Origin of the sequence: Nocardia mexicana NBRC 108244, assembly GCF_001613165.1 — a bacterium.
Classification (GTDB): Bacteria; Actinomycetota; Actinomycetes; order Mycobacteriales; family Mycobacteriaceae; genus Nocardia; species Nocardia mexicana.
Genome location: NZ_BDBV01000143.1, coordinates 1 through 18,947 on the forward strand (window position 1 = coordinate 1; position 18,947 = coordinate 18,947).

17 protein-coding genes and 1 pseudogene are annotated in these 18,947 nt (G+C 67.9%); 13 read left to right on the top strand and 5 right to left on the bottom strand.

What is annotated here, in order from left to right; genetic code table 11:
• Positions 1–1,216, top strand: a 1,216-nt coding sequence (locus NM1_RS39160; protein WP_068032646.1) for a ComEC/Rec2 family competence protein, incomplete at its 5' end; no start/stop codon positions are given.
• Between the two features lie 140 nt (positions 1,217–1,356).
• On the top strand, positions 1,357–2,328 hold the full coding sequence (holA, locus tag NM1_RS39165; protein ID WP_068032648.1) for a DNA polymerase III subunit delta: 972 nt from the start codon (positions 1,357–1,359) through the stop codon (positions 2,326–2,328).
• Here holA and NM1_RS39170 read toward each other — a convergent pair.
• The 4 genes from NM1_RS39170 to rpsT all read right to left on the bottom strand — a co-directional run bounded on the left by NM1_RS39170 (position 2,311) and on the right by rpsT (position 4,487).
• Positions 2,311–2,739, bottom strand: a complete 429-nt coding sequence (locus NM1_RS39170) for a type II toxin-antitoxin system VapC family toxin (RefSeq protein ID WP_068032650.1) — start codon at positions 2,737–2,739, stop codon at positions 2,311–2,313. The two genes, holA and NM1_RS39170, sit on opposite strands and share 18 nt — an antisense overlap.
• Positions 2,732–2,989 (bottom strand): FitA-like ribbon-helix-helix domain-containing protein, encoded by a 258-nt coding sequence (locus NM1_RS43665; RefSeq protein WP_211339335.1) that lies wholly within the window; start codon positions 2,987–2,989, stop codon positions 2,732–2,734. Before NM1_RS43665 ends, NM1_RS39170 begins: the two co-directional genes overlap by 8 nt.
• A 53-nt stretch (positions 2,990–3,042) precedes the next feature.
• Complete coding sequence (locus NM1_RS39175) at positions 3,043–3,960, bottom strand: phosphatidylinositol-specific phospholipase C (protein WP_169814403.1); 918 nt, start codon at positions 3,958–3,960, stop codon at positions 3,043–3,045.
• A 263-nt stretch (positions 3,961–4,223) separates the two neighbouring features.
• Positions 4,224–4,487 (bottom strand): 30S ribosomal protein S20, encoded by a 264-nt coding sequence (gene rpsT, locus NM1_RS39180; protein ID WP_068032654.1) that lies wholly within the window; start codon positions 4,485–4,487, stop codon positions 4,224–4,226.
• Between the two features lie 328 nt (positions 4,488–4,815).
• Here rpsT and NM1_RS39185 point away from each other — a divergent pair, with 328 nt between their 5' ends.
• The 6 genes from NM1_RS39185 to NM1_RS39210 all read left to right on the top strand — a co-directional run bounded on the left by NM1_RS39185 (position 4,816) and on the right by NM1_RS39210 (position 11,154).
• Positions 4,816–6,333: a circularly permuted type 2 ATP-grasp protein gene (locus NM1_RS39185; RefSeq protein WP_246010838.1), complete on the top strand. Its 1,518-nt coding sequence runs from the start codon at positions 4,816–4,818 to the stop codon at positions 6,331–6,333.
• Between the two features lie 44 nt (positions 6,334–6,377).
• On the top strand, positions 6,378–7,367 hold the full coding sequence (locus NM1_RS39190; RefSeq protein WP_068032656.1) for an alpha-E domain-containing protein: 990 nt from the start codon (positions 6,378–6,380) through the stop codon (positions 7,365–7,367).
• Positions 7,364–8,206 (top strand): transglutaminase family protein, encoded by an 843-nt coding sequence (locus NM1_RS39195; protein WP_084520474.1) that lies wholly within the window; start codon positions 7,364–7,366, stop codon positions 8,204–8,206. Before NM1_RS39190 ends, NM1_RS39195 begins: the two co-directional genes overlap by 4 nt.
• 131 nt (positions 8,207–8,337) lie before the next feature.
• Positions 8,338–9,534, top strand: coding sequence for a cytochrome P450 family protein (locus tag NM1_RS39200; protein WP_068032658.1), 1,197 nt, complete (start codon positions 8,338–8,340; stop codon positions 9,532–9,534).
• Between the two features lie 132 nt (positions 9,535–9,666).
• Positions 9,667–10,173, top strand: coding sequence for an HXXEE domain-containing protein (locus NM1_RS39205; RefSeq protein ID WP_147288867.1), 507 nt, complete (start codon positions 9,667–9,669; stop codon positions 10,171–10,173).
• Between the two features lie 189 nt (positions 10,174–10,362).
• Positions 10,363–11,154 carry an aquaporin gene (locus NM1_RS39210; RefSeq protein WP_068032661.1) on the top strand — a complete coding sequence of 264 codons (792 nt, stop codon included), beginning with the start codon at positions 10,363–10,365 and terminating at the stop codon, positions 11,152–11,154.
• A 19-nt stretch (positions 11,155–11,173) separates the two neighbouring features.
• Here the strand turns inward: NM1_RS39210 and NM1_RS39215 are convergent, their stop codons facing one another.
• Complete coding sequence (locus NM1_RS39215) at positions 11,174–11,743, bottom strand: type II toxin-antitoxin system PemK/MazF family toxin (protein WP_068032663.1); 570 nt, start codon at positions 11,741–11,743, stop codon at positions 11,174–11,176.
• A gap of 357 nt (positions 11,744–12,100) precedes the next feature.
• Between NM1_RS39215 and NM1_RS39220 the strand changes: the two genes are divergently transcribed.
• The 5 genes and pseudogenes from NM1_RS39220 to NM1_RS39240 form a co-directional block, all read left to right on the top strand.
• A complete protein-coding gene (locus tag NM1_RS39220) occupies positions 12,101–13,591 on the top strand; it encodes an HNH endonuclease signature motif containing protein (RefSeq protein ID WP_068032665.1) in 1,491 nt (496 codons plus the stop codon).
• Between the two features lie 418 nt (positions 13,592–14,009).
• Positions 14,010–14,906, top strand: a complete 897-nt coding sequence (locus NM1_RS39225) for a helix-turn-helix domain-containing protein (RefSeq protein WP_068032667.1) — start codon at positions 14,010–14,012, stop codon at positions 14,904–14,906.
• Positions 14,903–15,106: a DUF397 domain-containing protein gene (locus tag NM1_RS39230; RefSeq protein ID WP_068032669.1), complete on the top strand. Its 204-nt coding sequence runs from the start codon at positions 14,903–14,905 to the stop codon at positions 15,104–15,106. The genes NM1_RS39225 and NM1_RS39230 overlap by 4 nt, the downstream gene beginning before the upstream one ends.
• Positions 15,107–15,674: 568 nt before the next feature.
• Entirely contained in the window at positions 15,675–17,522 is a 1,848-nt protein-coding gene (gene lepA / locus NM1_RS39235; RefSeq protein WP_068032671.1) for a translation elongation factor 4, read from the top strand.
• A 303-nt stretch (positions 17,523–17,825) separates the two neighbouring features.
• A pseudogene (locus NM1_RS39240) lies at positions 17,826–18,947 on the top strand (hypothetical protein); the annotation flags it as partial.

The window sequence follows — 18,947 nt, forward strand, 5'->3', positions numbered from 1 at the left end:
CGTCACGCCGGTCGATGACCCGAAACCCCTGCCCGGCAAGTCGTTCGGAGGCCGTCAATGGCTGCTGCGGGCGACCCTGCGGGAATACCGGCACGCGGACACGGGCGTGCGCGCGGGCGGCGCGGTCCTCGTGCTCGCACCCGAGGCGGGGTGGTCGACGCTACTGCCGGGCCAGCGAGTGGAGTTCCGCGCGCGCCTGGACCGGCCGTGGCGGCGGGATCTCACGGTGGCCGTGCTCCGCGCGCAGGGGCCGCCGACCGGTGTGGCGGCGGCGCCGTGGTGGCAGCGTGCCGCGGGCGTCGTGCGGGCGAGGTTCGCCGCCTCGGCCGATCGCGCCCTGCCCGACGATGCCGCCGGACTGCTGCCGAGCCTCGTCGTCGGTGACGTATCCCGACTGCCCGATCACGTTCGCGAGAACTTCGTCCAGACCGACCTGGCGCACCTAACGGCGGTCTCCGGCATGAACGTGTCGATACTCCTTGCCGCCGTACTGTTTTCGGTACGAACCCTGACACTGGACGCCCGGCTCGGGATCGCGCTCGCGGCCCTGGCCCTGGTGCTCTTCGTGATTCTCGCCCGGCCGTCGCCGTCGGTGCTGCGGGCGGCGGTGATGGGCGCGGTCGCGGTGCTCGCCCTGCTGACCGGCCGACGAAAACAGGCACTGCCCGCACTCTGCGCGGCGGTCCTCGGCCTGCTCGCCTACGCGCCCGCCCTCGCCGTGGACGCCGGATTCGCGCTGTCGGTCCTGGCGACGGCCGCACTGGTCCTGCTGGCGCCGCGCTGGTCACTGTGGCTGCGGGAACGCGGCTGGCCGCGACTTCCGGCGGAGGCACTGGCGGTCGCGACGGCCGCCTTCCTGGTCACCACCCCCGTCATCGCCGCACTGACCGGACACGTCGGCCTGCTGGGCATCCTCGCGAACGTCCTGGTCGAGCCGGTGATCGCGCCGATCACCATCCTCGGAACGATCGCCGCGGTGCTGTCGTGCGTGTGGGCGCCCGCCGCGGTGACGGTCCTGCACCTGACGCAACCGATGCTGTGGTGGCTGTTGACCGTCGCGGAACGCCTTGCGGCGCTGGATGCCTCGCTCACGGTCCCGGGCGGCATTCCCGGCGTGTCCATCGTCGTCTCGGTCATGGCCGTCGCCGTGCTGGTCCTGTGGCGTCTCACCCGACCGCGGTCCCGGACTTGTCCCACCGAGTTGGACGGGAGTTGACCGAACGTGGCCGCACGCAGCGGGATACCGCCCGGCTGCCGAACCTGTCGCATCAGCGGGTCGCCCAGCCCGCGCCGAAACGTGCGGGCCGAGGGGCCAGGGGTGCGGGGGCTGTCGGTGCGCACCCGTAGGATCGTCGCGTGACCGAACGCCCCGCACCCGTCCATCTCGTGCTCGGTGAGGAAGAACTGCTGATCGATCGCGCGGTCTCCGCGATCGTCGCCCGGGTACGTGCCGTCGCCCCGGATCCGGAGTCACTACCCGTGGATCGGATGCGCGCCGGCGACGCCAGCACCTCCGAGCTGGCGGAGCTGCTCAGCCCTTCGCTGTTCGCCGAGGACCGGGTGATCATCCTGGAGTCGGCGGCCGAGGCCGGCAAGGATGCGGTCGCCGTGATCACCGACGCGGCCGGGTCGCCGCCGGAGGGCGTGGTGCTGGTCATCCTGCATACCGGCGGTGGGCGCGCCAAGGCGCTCGCACCCGCATTGCAGAAGGCGGGCGCCGAGGTGCACCAGTGCGCCAAGATCACCAAAACCGGTGAGCGAATCGAGTTCGTGCGCAACGAATTCCGCGCCGCCGGCATCCGGGTTCCCGCCGAGGTGGTGCAGACCGTGCTGGAGGCCGTCGGCTCGGATCTGCGGGAGCTGGCCGCCGCCTGCTCGCAGCTGGTCGCCGATACCGGCGGCCGGGTCGATGTCGGCGCCGTCCGCCGCTACTACTCGGGCCGGGCCGAGGTGACGGGTTTCGACGTCGCCGAGCTCGCCGTCGCGGGCGACCGCCCGGCCGCCATGGAGGCCCTGCGCTGGGCCACCGACCGCGGCGTCCCGGCCGTCCTGCTCGCCGACGCCCTCGCCGATTCGGTGCACACCATCGCCAAGGTCGGCTCGGCCGGGCGCGGCGACCCGTTCAAACTGGCCTCGACCTTGGGCATGCCCCCGTGGAAGGTCAAGAAGGCCCAGGGCCAGGCCCGCGGCTGGACCCCCGCCACCATCGGCACCGCCCTCCAGGTCGTCGCCACCCTGAACGCCGACGTCAAGGGCGGCGCCGCCGACACCGACTTCGCCCTCGAACACGCCCTGTCCAAGATCCTCGACCTACACGGCACCACCTGAGTCTCGCTCGGGCGCCACGATCTCCAAGGCCGGGAAGTAGCTCCGGAAATCCTTCCGATTGCGGGTCAGCAGTCGATAACCGTCGAGAACTGCATGCGCGCCGATATAGAAATCGGGGAGCGGCGAGGTCTTGGCGCCACCCTTGTGCCGATACTGCAGAAAGGCCCGCCCCGCGAGGAACCCGGCCTCCCAGGGCAGTCCCTCACGACAGAAATCCTCAGGGGGCAGCGTGGCTTCGAGATCCTCGATGCTCGCAAAATGGATGGATACCTCCGCGTACACGATCGGGTTGATCACGACCCCTTCGCCGTCGATCGCATCTCGAATCTGTTCGCTGGACCACTGTCCCCAGGCTGGATCGTCGCCCAGCATGTCGAGGAGTACGCAGGTGTCGACGAGGGTCTTAGGCACCGCGCAGCAGTTCCATGAGCTGATCGGTCGACAGTCCACGGGTCTGCGGGTTGTTCGCGCTGCCGCGGGCTCGCCGTATCGCGCGCTGACCTCGCGTTTCGTCAGCCGAGTTCAGCGGATTCGTTTGCGCGGCATCATGTTCGAGGAGTGCCTGCACGTACGACTGGAGGGATTGTCCGGCCTGAGCGGCGTGAACCTTTACTGTTCGCAGTACTTCCTCTGGTACATCTCGAATGGTCAATGCCGTCATATACCCAGGGTAGCAGCAATGCATGCATTGCAGCTATTGCAGTCATCCGATATCTAGACAGTGGTGTTCTGGTGGATGATCTCGCCGATCAGGTCCGGGCCCGGGAAGTCCATCATCAGTGTGCCGGTGGGGGCGGCCGGTCGGCTGCGCAGGTGGTTCAGGGTGTGCTGGTTTTCGAAGGAGGCGTAGCGGGCGGGGAGTTTGGTGGGGTCGGGGGCTCCGTTGGCGGAGAGGTAGTTGACGGTGAGGACCGAGGGTGGGGCGGTTGCCGCCTTGTCCAGGTGGGCGGCGATGGCGGCCCACTTCACGTCTCGGTCGGGACCGTCCCACAGGTCCTGTTCATCGAGGGGGAGGCCGCGGTCCGTGCCGCCTTCGATGCCCGCGAGCTGGGTGATCACGATTCGGCCGCGTACGTCCCGCAGCGGCGGAACCTCGGCGCGGCCGGTGGCCGAGGGTAGCCAGACGCGGGGGTAGGGGGCCAGGTTCCGGTCGACGCGGGCCAGGTCCGGTTTCAGCCCGCCGGCGTCGACGCAGCCGAAGGGCCGGCCGTCGTCGGCGCATTCGGCCTTCACCCGCATCAGTACGGTCTCGCGCGGATGCCGGTTCAGGAAGTCGTCGACCACGCCGAGCACGTCGTCGAGGTTCGCCTGCTGGTAGAACGAGCCGTGCTGCACGGCCAGCGCATCGGCTTCGTCGCGGCGCACCCGGATGTCGAGAGCGCGGATACCGGCCTCCAGTTGGATGCGCAGGCTCTGCCTCGAGGTGCAGTTGTCGTCGCCGCACCCGGCGTCGAAGCCCTCCTGCGTGACCACCGCGGGTCCGGCCTTGCCGCCGTGCACGGACAGGGTGTCGTGGGTGCCGGGAATCGACACCCGGCTCAGCGGCCGGTCGTCGGGCAGTGCGCCCATCCAGTCGGTATTGCTCGCGCTGTCCAGCCGCGCCCCGCTCGGTCGCACACCCGGCAGTCCCATCGCGACCGGCTCCACCGATGGCTCCGAAGTCGCTGGGGGAGAGGGGGATTCGCTGCATCCAACCAACAGAGCCCCCATCGCGACCGCCACCGCGATCCTGCACAGCACCCCACCCGACATCCGCTCACGGTAGCCGACCGGCTCACCCCGTGCGAATTATGTTGCGTGACACGACAAAAGCCGCCGTGGTCGTCTGTGTTCACAGACCCTCTGCCACGGCGGCGTTGCGTAAGAATTGTGCGGTAGTGAGCTACCGCGGGGAATCAGCCCAGCTTGTTGTAGGCCAGCGACAGCGCCGACTTCTTGTTGGCGGCCTGGTTGGCGTGGATGACGCCCTTCGAGGCGGCCTTGTCGAGGTCGCGGCTGGCGGACACCAGCAGCTCCTGCGCCTTGCCCTTCTCGCCGGCCGCGGCGGCCTCGCGGAACTTGCGGATCGAGGTGCGCAGCGCGGACTTCACCGACTGGTTGCGCTGCCGCGCGACCTCGTTGGTGCGGATCCGCTTCATCTGGGACTTGATGTTTGCCACGCTTGTTCCTCTGATTCCTGTCGTCAGTTCGGTGTCATGCTTCGGAAGTCTGTGGGCGCACTACACCAAAGAAGTAGCGCCGCGCCGACGGTCGAGACTACCAGCTGTCACGGTTCGGGGTGAAATCGCCCCGGTCGGAAGCATGCTGATGCAAGAAATTTACCTGCGTCTCACCATGCGACGCCGCCCGGTGGTGGACCATTTTGTCATGCCTCCCGCCGCGGCCCCGCGACCGGTCGCGTCCGTGCACGCACCGGCGGGCAACGGCCGGGTGGCGGGGATCTTCGACGGGTACCGGCCCGGCCGCTACGCGGGCGCCTTCGACGAGATGTTCGACCCGCAGGGCCGCGTGCGCGCCGCGTACAAGGGCATCCACAACGCGCTGGCGCCGATCGCGGCCGACGATCTGGAGCGCCGCGCCGACGCCCTGGACCGCGCGTTCATCGATCAGGGCATCACCTTCTCGCTGTCCGGCCAGGAGCGTCCGTTCCCGCTGGATCTGGTGCCGCGGGTGATCGCGGCGGCCGAATGGGCCAAGCTCGAGCGGGGCATCCGCCAGCGGGTGACGGCCCTCGAGCTGTTCCTCGCCGATATCTACGGCGAGCAGACCGTGCTGCGCGACCGGGTGATCCCGAAGCGCCTGGTCACCTCGTGCAGGCACTTCCATCGGGAGGCCGCGGGGGTGGTGCCGCCGAACGGCGTGCGCATTCATGTCGCCGGGATCGACCTGATCCGCGACGAACGCGGCGAGTTCCGGGTGCTGGAGGACAATCTGCGCTCCCCGTCGGGGGTGTCGTATGTGATGGAGAACCGCAGCACCATGGCGCGGGTGTTCCCGGACCTGTTCTTCTCGCACCGGGTGCGGGCGGTCAGCGACTATCCGAGCCACCTGCTGCGCGCGCTGCGGGCGGCGGCCGCCCCGAACGAGGCCGACCCCACCGTGGTGGTGCTCACCCCGGGCGTCTACAACTCCGCCTATTTCGAGCATTCGCTGCTGGCCCGCCAGATGGGCGTGGAGTTGGTGGAGGGCCGCGACCTGTTCTGCCGCGACAATGTCGTCTACATGCGCACCACGGCGGGGGAGGTGCAGGTCGACGTGATCTACCGGCGCATCGACGACAAGTTCCTGGACCCGATGCAGTTCCGGCACGACTCGGTGCTCGGCGTGGCGGGCATCCTCAATGCGGCCCGGGCCGGAAATGTGGTGCTCGCCAACGCCTTCGGCAACGGCGTCGGCGACGACAAGCTCACCTACGCCTACGTGCCCACCATCATCGAGTACTACCTGGGCGAGAAGCCGGTGCTGCCGAATGTCGACACCTGGCGCTGCTGGCTGCCGGAGGAGCGCGACGAGGTGCTCGAGCGCATCGACGAGATGGTGATCAAGCCGGTGGAGGGTTCCGGCGGGTACGGCATCGTGATCGGGCCCGTCGCCGACGGCAAGGAGCTCGAGGCCAGCCGCCGCAAGATCCGGGCCGACCCGCGCGGCTGGATCGCGCAGCCAGTGGTGCAGCTGTCCACGGTGCCGACCAAAATCGGCCACGGGTTGCGGCCGCGGCACGTGGATCTGCGCCCGTTCGCGGTCAACGACGGCGACGAGATCTGGGTGCTGCCGGGCGGTCTCACGCGCGTGGCGCTGCCGTCGGATTCGCTGGTGGTCAATTCCAGCCAGGGCGGCGGCAGCAAGGACACCTGGGTGCTGGCGCCGCGCACCTCCGACGAGAAACGCGAATTGGCCGGGGCCGAACTGGTTTCCGAGCCGCCCGAGGCCGAGGCGCGCGAGCAGGGCCGCGAACTCAGCGCCACCCAGGCCAATCAGCAACAGCAGCAACAACAGCAGACCTGACCGGGCGGCTGGACGGCCCGGACAACTGAAGGTGGTGAACGACGATGCTGGCGCGCAATGCCGAATCGCTCTACTGGATCGGCAGATACGTCGAGCGCGCCGACGACACCGCCCGCATTCTGGATGTGGCGGTGCATCAGCTGCTCGAGGATGCCACGGTCGATCCGGACCGCACGTCGCGAGTGTTGTTGCGGGTCTTGGGTATCGAGCCGCCCGACGGCGAACTCGACGTGTGGTCGGTGACGAATCTGGTGGGGTTCAGCTACTCGCACGGCGGCTCGATCGTCGACTCGATCGTCAAGGCTCGCGAAAATGCCCGCGGGGCACGCGAGGTCGTCTCCAGCGAGATGTGGGAGTGCCTCAACGCCACCTACAACGGCCTCGCGGCCGCCGAGAAGAACGCCCGTGCCCTGGGGCCGCACGAGTTCTTCCACTACATCTCCGGCCGGGCGGCGATGTTCGCCGGGCTCTCGGATTCGACGCTCAGCCGCGACGACGGCTACCGGTTCCTGCTGCTGGGCCGGTCCGTCGAGCGCGTGGATATGACCGTGCGCCTGCTGCTTTCGCGCGCCGGGGACCGCACGTCCTCGCCCGCGTGGGTCACGGTGCTGCGCTCGGCGGGGGCGCACGACACCTATCTGCGCACCCACCGCGGTGCGCTGGACGCCAACCTGGTCGTCGAATTCATCCTGCTGGACCGCCTGTTCCCGCGCTCGGTATTCCATTCGCTGCGGGTGGCCGAGGGCTGTCTGCAGGAGCTGGATCGCCGCCCGAACAGCCGTTTCGGGGCACGGCACGAGGCGGCCCGGCTGCTCGGCCGGGGCCGCAGCGAACTGGAGTTCCTGCCGCCGGGAATCCTGCTGGAGGACTTGCAGACTCGGCTGTTGCTGCTGCAGCAGACCTGCCGCCAGGTGAGCGAGGCCGTGGCCCGGCAGTACTTCCACGCCGCCCCCTGGGTGGCCTGGACGGACCTGCACTCGGGGCACGAGCCGGAGGAGCAGCGGCCCGCCCCCGTCGGAAAGGACACACCATGAGCTGGCGCATGCGGGTGGTGCACACCACCGGATACGTCTACGACGCGCCGGTCACCCGGTCGTTCAACGAGGCCCGGCTGACCCCGCGCGCGGACAGCCGCCAGAACGTGATCCTGAACCGCGTGGAGACCGTGCCCTCCACGCGGTCCTACCGCTACACCGACTACTGGGGGACGGCGGTGACCTCGTTCGACCTGCACGCCCCGCATACGGAGCTGGAGGTCACCGGCTCGTCGGTGGTGGAGACCGAGCCGAATTCCGGCCCGGCCGACGAATTGTCCTGGGACGCACTGCATTCCCTCGAGATCACGGACCGCTACGACGAACTGCTCGCCCCCACCGGATACGTGCCGCGGGATCGCCGGCTGGCCTCGGTGGCGCGGCAGCTGTCGCGCGGCGTGGCACCCGCCAAGGCCGTGGTGCGCGCGGCGGAGTGGGTGCACGCGGAGATGGACTACATCACCGGCACCACCTCGGTGCACACCTCGGCGGTGCAGGCCTTCGCCGAACGCCAGGGAGTCTGCCAGGACTACGCCCACCTGACCCTGGTGTTGTTGCGCAGCATAGGAATTCCCAGCCGCTACGTCTCCGGCTACCTGCATCCGCAGCCCGCGGCGGAAACGCGGCGGACGGTGGCCGGGCAGTCGCACGCCTGGGTGGAGGCGTGGACGGGCGGCTGGTGGGGCTACGACCCGACCAACAACATCCCCGTCAGCGAGCGGCACGTATCGGTCGGAGTGGGGCGCGACTACGCCGACGTACCCCCGCTGAAGGGCATCTTCTCCGGCGACGGCTCGACCGACCTGGAGGTGACGGTGGAGGTCACCCGGCTGGCCTGACACCCGCGGCCACTTACGTTTTGGTGCTCGGGGATTCCGGTGGCGGGCAGGAGATCCCGCGACGGCTGTCGTGGCTTCCGTCGGCGGTCCACACTCCTGGGCGTCGGCCGGAAACCATTTGGGGAGACATCATGACCGAGTCAGTCATTCAGCTGCCTACCGCGGGGGAGTCCATCCACGCGACCTATGCGCGAATCCGCGCGCGCGGCGAGGTGGTCCCGATCGAACTGCCCGGGGGCGTACCGGCTTTCGTCGCGGTCAGTCACCGGGCGGTCAGCGATGTGCTCGACGACAAGCTGTTCAGCAAGAACGCGGCGAACTGTCCGGCGCTGCGGGACGGCACCATCCCGGCGGATTGGCCGCTGCGCGCCCTGACCGATATCGATCACATGCTCAATCTGGACGGCCTCGACCATCGGCGGTTGCGCAAGACCATCGGTCAGGCGTTCTCGCCGGCCCGGGTCGCGGCGCTCGAACCGGCGGTCGAGAAGATCGCCGCGAATCTCATCGCCGCCTTCCCCGAGACGGACGAGATCGACCTGGTCTCGCATTTCACGACCCCGCTTCCGGTCCGGGTGATCTGCGCGCTGTTCGGGGTGCCGCCGGGCGAGCAGGGGCAGATCAAGGACTGGACGGCCGCGATCGTGTCGGCGACCGCCACCGCCGAACAGGCCCAGAACGCGATGATCGGCATGATCGGCTACTTCACCGAACTGCTCGAGCGCAAGCGCCGGGAGCCGGGAGACGACCTGACTTCCGCACTGCTGCAGGCCAATACGGACAACGACCTGACCACCGAGGAACTGGTCAACATGCTCTGGCTGGTGATCGTGGCGGGCCACGAGACGACCGTGCACCTGCTGAGCAATGCCGTGGTGGTGCTGTGCACCCATCCCGAGCAGCGTGCCGAGGCGGTCGCGGGAGATCGGTGGGCGGATGTCGTGGAGGAGGTGCTGCGGTACGACTCGTCGGTCGTCGGCGCGCTGATGCGTTACGCGCGCACGGACGTGACGGTCGCCGATGTGGAGGTTCCGGCGGGCAGCATGATGCTGTGGACCGGCGGCGTCGGGCGGGATGCGCGCCACTACCCGGACGCGGACACCTTCGACATCAATCACGACCACCGTGACCAGCTGGCCTTCGGCCGCGGACCGCACTTCTGCCTCGGCGCGCCCCTGGCCCGCCTGGAGAGCCGCATCGCCCTGTCGATGCTGTTCAACCGCTTCCCGCACCTGGAACTCGCCTGCGATCCGGCGGATATTTCGTACGCGACGCAGATCAGCACCACCGGCCCGCTCGAACTGCCGGTGCGGCTCGGCACTCGCTGAGCACGGCCCGGCCGGATCCCGACCCCTCGCGGGTTCCGGCCGGGCCGAAAGTCCGTCCGGCCGAAGGGTTCCGGCGACACCGCGTGCAATATATAGTCACATTCGCATGTATTGATCAGAGAGGATGTGCTGATGTCCGAATCACCCGTAGCTGTTTCATCGACGGCTGCGCGAGGCTTCCCCGCCGCGGCTGTTCCGCTCCTGTTCTTCCTGCCGTTCGCGGTGTTCGTCGTCCACACCCTGGAGGAGATGCCGCAGTTCGCGGCCTGGGTGTCGGAGCATTTCGCGCACCTGACGACGGAGAAGTTCGCCGTCAGCCACATCCCGCTGATCCTGCTGGTGCTGCTGTGCTCCTGGCAGGCCGCTCGGAATCCGTCCCGCACCGGATGGGTGATCATGGCCGTGGCGTTCCAATGGCAGTTCGCCGTCAACGCCGCATTCCACCTGGGCACGGCGGCCTGGTTCGGCGACTATTCACCGGGCATGGTCACCGCGGCCACGGTCGCGCTGCCCGCGACGGTGTACTTCTTCGTAGTCGTGCGCCGGGAGCGGATGCTGACCGTGCGGCACACGGCGATCGCGCTGGTGATCGGCACGGCCGTCGCCGCGGCGGCCATCGGTGTCCTCTTCGCCGGATAGGCGTCACCGCCCGGACCGGTTGCCCGTCTCGCCGCGAGAAACATGTGGGCGGCGCGGCCGCGCGGGATCGTTGTGGAGCGGTCCCGGCTCGCGTAGCGTCCGACGAGAGCGACCGTACCGGTCGTCCGTTCACGAATTCTCCGCGTAGTACCTGCTCTCGATGCCCGGCTCGAAAGGGGAAGGTGGCAGATGTCTCCGACTGCTCAGGAAGTTGTCGAGGAAGACGTTGAACGGCGGCCGGTTCCGCTGACCCGGAAGCTGCTCGCCGAGGCGATCGGCACGTTCGTGCTGGTGCTGGGCGGCGTCGGCACCGCAGTGATCGCGGGGGATCGGGTGAGCGCGCTCGGGGTGGCCCTGGCGTTCGGGTTCACGCTGCTGTTTCTGGTGTATTCGATCGGGCCGATCTCCGGCTGCCACGTGAATCCCGCGGTGACGCTGGGGCAACTGCTGCTCGGCCGGATCACCGTGGTGACCGCGATCAATTATGTTGTGGCACAGCTGATCGGCGGATTCGCGGCCGGCGCCGTCGTCTATGCGCTGGCGCAGAACCTGCCGTCCTACGACCGGGTGCGGGACGGCCTGGGCGCCAACGGCTGGGGCGCGCACAGCCCGTCGAAGGTGGAGCTCGAGGGTCCGATCGGCACGCTCACGCAGAACGGCTACGGTCTCGCGGCCGCCATCACGGTGGAGATCATCCTGACCGCCCTGCTGGTGTTCGTCGTGCTCGCGTCCACCGACCAGCTGTCCGACCTTCCGCTGGCGGGGTTGTCCATCGGCATCACGCTCGCGGTCATCCATCTGATCTCGATCCCGATCGACAACACCTCGGTCAACCCGGCGCGCAGCCTCGCCGTCGCGCCCTATCAACCCGGTGCGCTCGCCCAGGTCTGGGTGTTCGTCGTATTTCCGCTCGTGGGCGGCGCGCTCGGCGCCCTCGTCTACGGGCTGCTGTTCGGCCGCTCCAGGAATATGGCTTCGTGAGCTGAGAGTTCGATCGTGCTCATTGCCAGTGGTATTCGATGCACAGCCGATGGGCGACCAGATCGAAGGTCTTGCGGGGGAGCACCGCACCCTCGCGGCGGATTCCGGCCTCGGGCACGTCCAGCACCCGGTCCAGCCGCGCCCAGCTCGTCCGGCCCTCGTAATCCCAAGGCCCGGAACCGATCTCGATCCAATTGTGGTCGCCCGCGCGTTGCGGGTTGGACGACAGCATCAGGCCCAGCAGGAGGGTGCGCTCCCGGCCGACGACCAGCACCGGCCGGTCCTTGCCGTTGCTCGGATCCTCCTCGAAGGGCACCCAGGTCCAGACGATCTCGCCGGGATCGGCGCGCCCGTCCAGGTGCGGGCAGTACACCACCTGCCGCGCCCGCTCGCGCGTGGGCACCGGCGTCGAGGCGGTCGGCCGGACCGCGACCCCGGGCGCCTTCCGCCGCCCCAGCGCCCGATCCCACATCGAGGACCGCTGCATCCGGTCCACCAGCTTCGGCGCCTGCCGCTTGACGATCCTGGGCCCCTGCTCCCTGGCAATGGTCCCCAACTGCTTGCCGAGTGAGCTCCACGTGCTGGCCATGAATCGGACTATAACGGCGTAAGGACGCAAACTCATCCCGCGCGTATCCCGTTGTGCGAGCTGTGGATTTGCTCACTCGGCTATGGCATCCGGGCTGTCCAGCGTGTTCGGCCAGGTGTCGAGGGCGGGCAGATCCATCCCCAGCGGCCCGTTGTTACTCCAGGAGTAGCCGGGACGGTCGTCGTGAACCTGGTCGCGGATTTCCAGGGGTATCGGGAGCCGTGTGTCCGCTGGTTGCCGGGCGCACCCGAAACACTTATGTGGCAGAGTCGTTCGGCCGTTTGTCCAGTGTGAAGACGTGTGGATCAGATTTTATTTTCGCTGTTGCCGCGCCCCGCGCTCCGATAGAATTCGAACATGCATTCGAGTGGGGAGGGTATCGGGGAGCGGGCCGTCGGCCCGCTGCGGACCGCTGTCACCGACCTGCTCGACCTTCCGCTTACTCCCATGTCCGATGACGAGGTCGTCGATGCCATGCGGGATGTGGAGCGGTGTGTACGGAGGCTGGCGGCGCTGCAGCACAGATTATTGGTCGAGGCGAATGAGCGGTCGCTGCCGGCTCGGTGCGGCGCGAAGTCGTTGAAGCGGTTCCTGATGGAGACGCTGCGGCTGGCGAGCGCGGATGCGGGCGCGCGGGTGCATCAGGCGCTGTGGGTGGCCACCTTTCACGATATGGCCGGTGAGCCGATGGACCCGCAGTTGCCACACACCGCGAAAGCCCTACGGTCAGGGGAGATTTCGGCCGATCACGCGCGCGGCGTAGCGGCAGTGATGAATCGGGTGCCGCGCGGAACCTCGACAGAGGATCGGGAGGCGGCAGAGCAGATTTTGGCGGAGTTCGCCCGATCGGGATCTCCCGACGACATCGGCAAGATCGGCGAGCGGATACTGGCGCACCTGGACCCGGACGGCCGGCTGACCACCGACAACGATCGCGCGCGAATGCGCGGGTTGACGGTGGGCAGGCAGCGGCCGGATGGCATGTCCCCGATACGCGGGGAGATCGACCCGGTGTTGCGGGCATTGCTGGATCCGTTGCTGGCCAAGTACGCCCGGCCGGGAGTATGCAATCCGGAAGATCCGGAGAGTCCTGCGGTGGATGTGGATCGGGTGAATCCGCGGGTGCTGGCCGAGGCCGCGGGTCGCGATCACCGGTCCACGGCACAGCGCAATCACGATGCGGTGCAGGCGCTGCTGGCGTCGGGGGTGATCGCGGAGGAACTCGGATCGCATCGCGGGGTGCCGGTCGCGACCGTGCTGACGATGAAAGTCGGAGACCTGGAGCAGATGTCGGGAGTGGCGACGACCGCGACGGGCGGGACCATCCCGATCGGTGACGCGCTCGCCATGGCGCAGCGGTCACGGCCGTTCCTGGCGGTATTCGATCATGCCGGGTTGCCGCTGCATCTGGGGCGAATGAAGCGCCTGGCTTCCCGGTCGCAGCGGCTGGCATTGATCGCCGTCCTGCGCGGATGTTCACGGCCCGGTTGCGGCGCGCCCGCCAGCATGTGCGCGGTGCATCACGTCCTCGACTACCGCAAGGGCGGATCCACGGACATCGACAATCTCACCCTGGCATGCGATGCGTGTCATGCGTTGATCCACGACGGGCCAGGTGGCTGGAGAACCGTTGCGGAGGTCGAGGATTCGTCCTATGCGGGGCGCACGGCATGGATCGCGCCGCCACATATCGATCCGGAACGGATTCCCGAGGTGAACCACCGCCACCACGCCAACGAACTGTTCGCCGAGGTGGTCACCCGTATCCACCTGCGCAATGAGCGTGAGCGCGAGGAACACCAGCGGTGGCTGCGGGAACAGTCGCAGCGAAAACCTTTCGCGGCGTGATGAGCCTGCGGCGCCCATTTATCCGGTAGGCGAAATCACCAGCTTTCGCATTCTCGTGGCAGCCGTCGGTGCGTGGTGCATCTCGGCTCGGATCGGTGCCATTTGCCGGACGCGCGGTCCGCTGTGGACTTCGATAGTGGCATCATTTCGGGCGGCTCGAAGGATGGGTTTCGAGTCGCTGTGTTGTCGGACGAAAGTTGTTGTCGGTCGGTAAGTTTGGGTATTCGCGAAGCTTTCTGTCGCTTTTGAATCTCATTGCTGTGACTCACCTCACCACGCGCGCTACGCTGTTGCCAGACGCATCGGGCAATCCGTTTCGGGGGCATAGGAATTGCCAGGAAGCGGTTCGCAAATGGTGCGGGACCTGATTCGATTTCCGGCGCCGATCCATTCACTTCCGCAAAGGATGTACAGGACAATGACCAGTGAGGACGAAACCGAACCCACGACCCTTCCCCGGCGCCAGCTCGGCCGGTTCCTGCGCGAGTGCCGAGAGGGGCAGGGGTTGAGTATCGCCAGGGCCGCCGCCCTGGTGGAGCTGAGTCAGGGCGCACTGCAGCGCATCGAGGCGGCCGGTACGAAGAAGGTGCGCGTGGAGGACGTGAAGGCGCTGTGTGAGCTGTACGAGGTCTCGCCGGAAGACACCGCTCGCGCGGTGGAACTCGCCAGGCAGACCTCGGATTCGTCGTGGTACACCGCGTTCTCCGGCCTGTACGGCGACGCGACCTTCAACATGTATGTGGAGCTGGCGGCCCAGGCGCGCCAATTGCTCTCGTATCAGGAGATCGTGCTCGGCCTGCTGCAGACTCCCGACTATGCGCGGGCGTTGATCAGCGATTTCTACCGGGACGACAGCCCGGAGGACATCGAACGCCGGGTGGCGCTGCGGATGCGGCGGCAGCGCATCGTGACCCGCAAGGCCGATCCGGTGAGACTCGAGTTGTTGCTGCACGAGTCGGCGCTGCACCGTGTCGTCGGCGACACCCGCGTGATGGCCAAGCAGTTGCGGTACCTGGCGGAGATCGGCAAGCGGCCGAACATCAGCATTCGGATCCACCCGTTCAGCGCAGGATGTTCTCAGGGACTACTTCATGGCCCGTTCGTGATCCTGGACTTCGGGGTGGATGCCAAGGGCCGGGTCGTCGAGCCACCGCTGGTCTACTTCGAAGGTGTCGGGAAGCCGGACTTGTATCTCGAGGCTGCCGCCGACGTGCGGCGCTACCATGAACTCGCTTCGGTCATACGGAGTACAGCGCTCGATGAAACGGAATCGCGAGACCTGCTCAGGCGGGCCGCTAGGGAGTATGAAGCGTGAATACTGATCTCTCCGGGGTGAACTGGTTCAAGAGCAGCCACAGCAGCGGCCAGACCGACTGCGTGGAGGTGGCGTGGCTCGGGGACGGTGGTGTCGGTGTCCGGGATTCGAAGAGTCCGGCCGGTCCGGCGCTGGTGTTCGCCCCGCACGAATGGGATGCGTTCACGGCGGGTGTGCGCGCCGGGGAACTCGACCGCTGAGCCTGACCGCGGAGCTACACCGTCGACCGCCGATTCCCCGCCCTCACCCACGCCCGCATGGAAGTTAGTGCGGCACAACGGTATTGGTGGCATCGGGTGTTCGACCGAGACTGTCGCACCCATCACGCGCCGCGCCTCGGGCATCGCGCCGCGCCTCGACTACCACCGCACTTTCCTTCTCCGAGGACGGGGTTCCAGAAGCCTTGGCGCCTAGCTCGACTCGCCATGGTGTCAATGTCACTCGGTACCGCACCTGCACGGCGTGCGCTTCGCGGCGAGCCGACATCCCGGCTGGGATGAGCCGAGCAGACGGAATGTGACCCAGACCTCTCGTGTATGTGAGTGGTACCGCGCCGAGGGGAGGGGACCGTGCAACGCCGCCCGGCGTTGCCCATAAGCTGAAACATGAGCGGACAGCACCATCGGGCCACGCACGGTTGCGGCACGGCCCTTTTTCGGTGGCTGCCGCGTACGCGACGAACGAGCAAGCGGCCGCCGCCGAAAGCCGAGCCACACGGGCGCCGCAGACCCGCGACGCCGGAGGCGGCGCAATTAGAGAGAGAGTGGAGTGCCCAGCTTCGCCGATACGACGTTCACCGATCCCTCGCGGATCCGGAACTTCTGCATCATCGCGCACATCGACCACGGGAAGTCGACCCTGGCCGATCGTATGCTGCAACTGACCGGGGTGGTCGAGGAGCGGCAGATGCGCGCGCAGTATCTGGACCGGATGGATATCGAGCGGGAGCGCGGTATCACCATCAAGGCCCAGAACGTGCGGCTGCCGTGGACGGTGGACGGCACCGACTACGTGATGCACCTGATCGACACCCCGGGCCACGTGGACTTCACCTATGAGGTGTCGCGCGCCCTGGAGGCGTGCGAGGGCGCGATCCTGCTGGTCGACGCGGCGCAGGGGATCGAGGCGCAGACCCTCGCCAATCTCTATCTGGCGCTGGACAAGGATCTGGAGATCATCCCGGTCCTGAACAAGATCGACCTGCCCGCCGCAGATCCGGATCGGTACGCCGCCGAGCTGGCCCACATCGTGGGCTGCGAGCCGGAGGACGTGCTGCGGGTCTCCGGTAAGACGGGCGTCGGCGTGCCCGAACTGTTGAACAGGGTGGTCGAGGCGGTACCGGCGCCGGTCGGCGACGCGGATGCGCCCGCCCGGGCCATGATCTTCGACTCCGTGTACGACACCTATCGCGGCGTCGTCACCTACGTTCGCGTGGTGGACGGCAAGCTCACCCCGCGCGAGAAGATCAAGATGATGTCCACCGGCGCCACCCACGAGCTGCTGGAGATCGGCATCGTCTCTCCGGAGCCGAAGCCGACGAAGGGCCTGGGTGTCGGCGAGGTCGGCTATCTGATCACGGGCGTGAAGGACGTGCGCCAGTCGAAGGTCGGCGACACCGTCACCTCCGCCCGCGGCGGCGCCGCCGAGCCGCTCACCGGCTACCGGGAGCCGAGCCCGATGGTGTTCTCGGGCCTGTACCCGGTCGACGGCTCGGACTACCCGGATCTCCGCGACGCCCTGGACAAGCTGCAGCTCAACGATGCCGCGCTGACCTATCAGCCGGAGACCTCGGTGGCGCTGGGCTTCGGATTCCGCTGCGGCTTCCTCGGCCTGCTGCACATGGAGATCACCCGCGAACGGCTGCAGCGCGAGTTCAACCTGGACCTGATCTCCACCGCGCCCAACGTGATCTACCGGGTGATCATGGAGGACGGCGTCGAGCACATCGTCACCAATCCCTCGTATTGGCCCGAGGGCAAGTCGCGGTCGGTCTTCGAGCCGATCGTCAAGGTCACCATCATCTCGCCGAGCGAGTTCATCGGCTCGATCATGGAGCTGTGCCAGACCCGCCGCGGCGAATTGGGCGGCATGGACTACCTATCGGAGGAGCGCGTCGAGATGCGCTACACGCTGCCGATGGCCGAGATCATCTTCGACTTCTTCGATTCGCTGAAGTCGCGCACCCGCGGCTACGCCAGCCTCGACTACGAGGAGGCCGGCGAGCAGCAGGCCGATCTGGTGAAGGTCGACATCCTGCTGCAGGGCGAGGCCGTCGACGCCTTCTCGGCGATCGTGCACCGGGATGCGGCGCAGGCCTACGGCCGCCGGATGACCGAGAAGCTCAAGGAGCTGATCCCGCGCCAGCAGTACGAGGTGCCGATCCAGGCGGCCGTCGGTTCGAAGATCATCGCCCGCGAGAACATTCGCGCGATCCGCAAGGATGTGCTGGCCAAGTGCTACGGCGGTGACATCAGCCGCAAGCGCAAGCTGCTGGAGAAGCAGAAGGAAGGCAAGAAGCGCATGAAGACCATCGGCCGCGTGGACGTTCCGCAGGAGGCGTTCGTGGCCGCGTTGTCGACGGATTCGTCCTCGGACAAGGGCAAGGACAAGAAATAGCCGGAGGGCGGTTTGAGTGAGGTCGGCAACCGGGTAGCCACTGGGAGCCGACCTGTCCGGAGCCCGCGGGGGATGAATGATCTTCCGCAGGTCTGAGCATGTGTCCGGTTGGTAATGCCGGGTGATCTTGGGGCTTCCATCCGGCACCGGGCAATGCCACCCTGGTGTGACGCCGCACGGTGCCGCCTGCCCCTCACCTGGGGGATGTGACAGGCGGGTTTTCCGGAAATAAGGTGTAAAGCGATCTGAATTTGGCAATACCCCGTTCGGTTCGGACGCCGGACAGCTGAGAGCGGAGCTTGTATGACGCGTGACCTGCCCATGGAGGACGACGATCCGGGCGCGGGCGATCACGCGGAAGATACCGCGTACCGTGTCGCCACCGGTGTCGCCCGCGTGGCCAGGGCGGGCGCGTACGTCACCGGCGGAGCCCTGATCGCCTCCAACGGATCTCCGGCGCCGACGAACGAGTCGCACACCAGCCGCATCGCCGGATGGGTCAGCAACGATCCGCAGCCGGATGCGCCGAGCCCGGTGGTCACCTATCCGGATCCCGATCCGGATTCCGTACCGCCCCCGGTGCTGGGCAGTTCCGCACCGCCCGCTCCCACCTCCGCGCTGCCCTGGGCGGCCCCGCATCCGGCCGTGCCCCCGCAGCAGCAGGGCGGATTCCAGATGTCCACGCCCGACGGCAGTATGAGCGGCGGCGGCTACTGGTACTCCACCCCGCTGGGGGACGGGTATTCGCCGACGGTGCCCTCCGAGGAGAACGAGTCGCCCTCCTCGGGCCAGCACCCGGGAACCGGGCACGGAGACTCCGACGCGGTGCCGTTCGGTTCGCTCAGCAATCCCGGTTTCGGCCTGCCGGGTCTGCCCGGGCTCGAGGGCTGGGAGGGCCAGGGCTTCGGGGGACAGGGCTTCGACCTGCCCGGATACCTCCGCCATCCGACGCAGTCCGCGGTCGGTGATGTGTCGTCCGGTACCGCGCTGCCGTCCGCCGGTCGATCCGCCGATACGGACGACGCTCCGCACCCGTTCGGCGCCGAGCCGCACTCGGCGACCTCCTTCGGGCCGGGGCTCGGCCTGCCCGGTACCCAGGGACTGCATCTGCCCGGCATGAACGGCCTGGGCGCGGGCGGCTTCGGGCTGTCCGATTCCGGACCCGAGACCGGCCACGCGTTCGACGGGATCGGCGACGGTCCCATGACGGGCGTGTTCTTCCACACCGAATCGAACTTCGACGCCCACATCGGCCTCGACGGCGTCTGGGTGACCTCGGGAGTGAGCGTCGACGTCGCGGTCGGGAACGTCGGCCAGCAGCTCGACAGTTTCGGTGACTGGCTGGGGCACGGCGCCGACGCCGGCACCGGTGGCGCCGACGCGGCGGACGGCGTGACCCCGCTGCTCGCGGGGCTCGACGGGCAG

Coding starts and splice junctions, on each gene's coding strand:
- NM1_RS39220 (WP_068032665.1), top strand. CDS start 12,101: ATGCATTCGAGTGGGGAGGGTATCGGGGAGCGGGCCGTCGGCCCGCTG.
- NM1_RS39215 (WP_068032663.1), bottom strand. CDS start 11,743: ATGGCCAGCACGTGGAGCTCACTCGGCAAGCAGTTGGGGACCATTGCC.
- NM1_RS39175 (WP_169814403.1), bottom strand. CDS start 3,960: ATGGGACTGCCGGGTGTGCGACCGAGCGGGGCGCGGCTGGACAGCGCG.
- NM1_RS39190 (WP_068032656.1), top strand. CDS start 6,378: ATGCTGGCGCGCAATGCCGAATCGCTCTACTGGATCGGCAGATACGTC.
- NM1_RS43665 (WP_211339335.1), bottom strand. CDS start 2,989: ATGACGGCATTGACCATTCGAGATGTACCAGAGGAAGTACTGCGAACA.
- NM1_RS39225 (WP_068032667.1), top strand. CDS start 14,010: ATGACCAGTGAGGACGAAACCGAACCCACGACCCTTCCCCGGCGCCAG.
- NM1_RS39205 (WP_147288867.1), top strand. CDS start 9,667: ATGTCCGAATCACCCGTAGCTGTTTCATCGACGGCTGCGCGAGGCTTC.
- NM1_RS39195 (WP_084520474.1), top strand. CDS start 7,364: ATGAGCTGGCGCATGCGGGTGGTGCACACCACCGGATACGTCTACGAC.
- NM1_RS39185 (WP_246010838.1), top strand. CDS start 4,816: ATGTTCGACCCGCAGGGCCGCGTGCGCGCCGCGTACAAGGGCATCCAC.
- NM1_RS39210 (WP_068032661.1), top strand. CDS start 10,363: ATGTCTCCGACTGCTCAGGAAGTTGTCGAGGAAGACGTTGAACGGCGG.
- NM1_RS39200 (WP_068032658.1), top strand. CDS start 8,338: ATGACCGAGTCAGTCATTCAGCTGCCTACCGCGGGGGAGTCCATCCAC.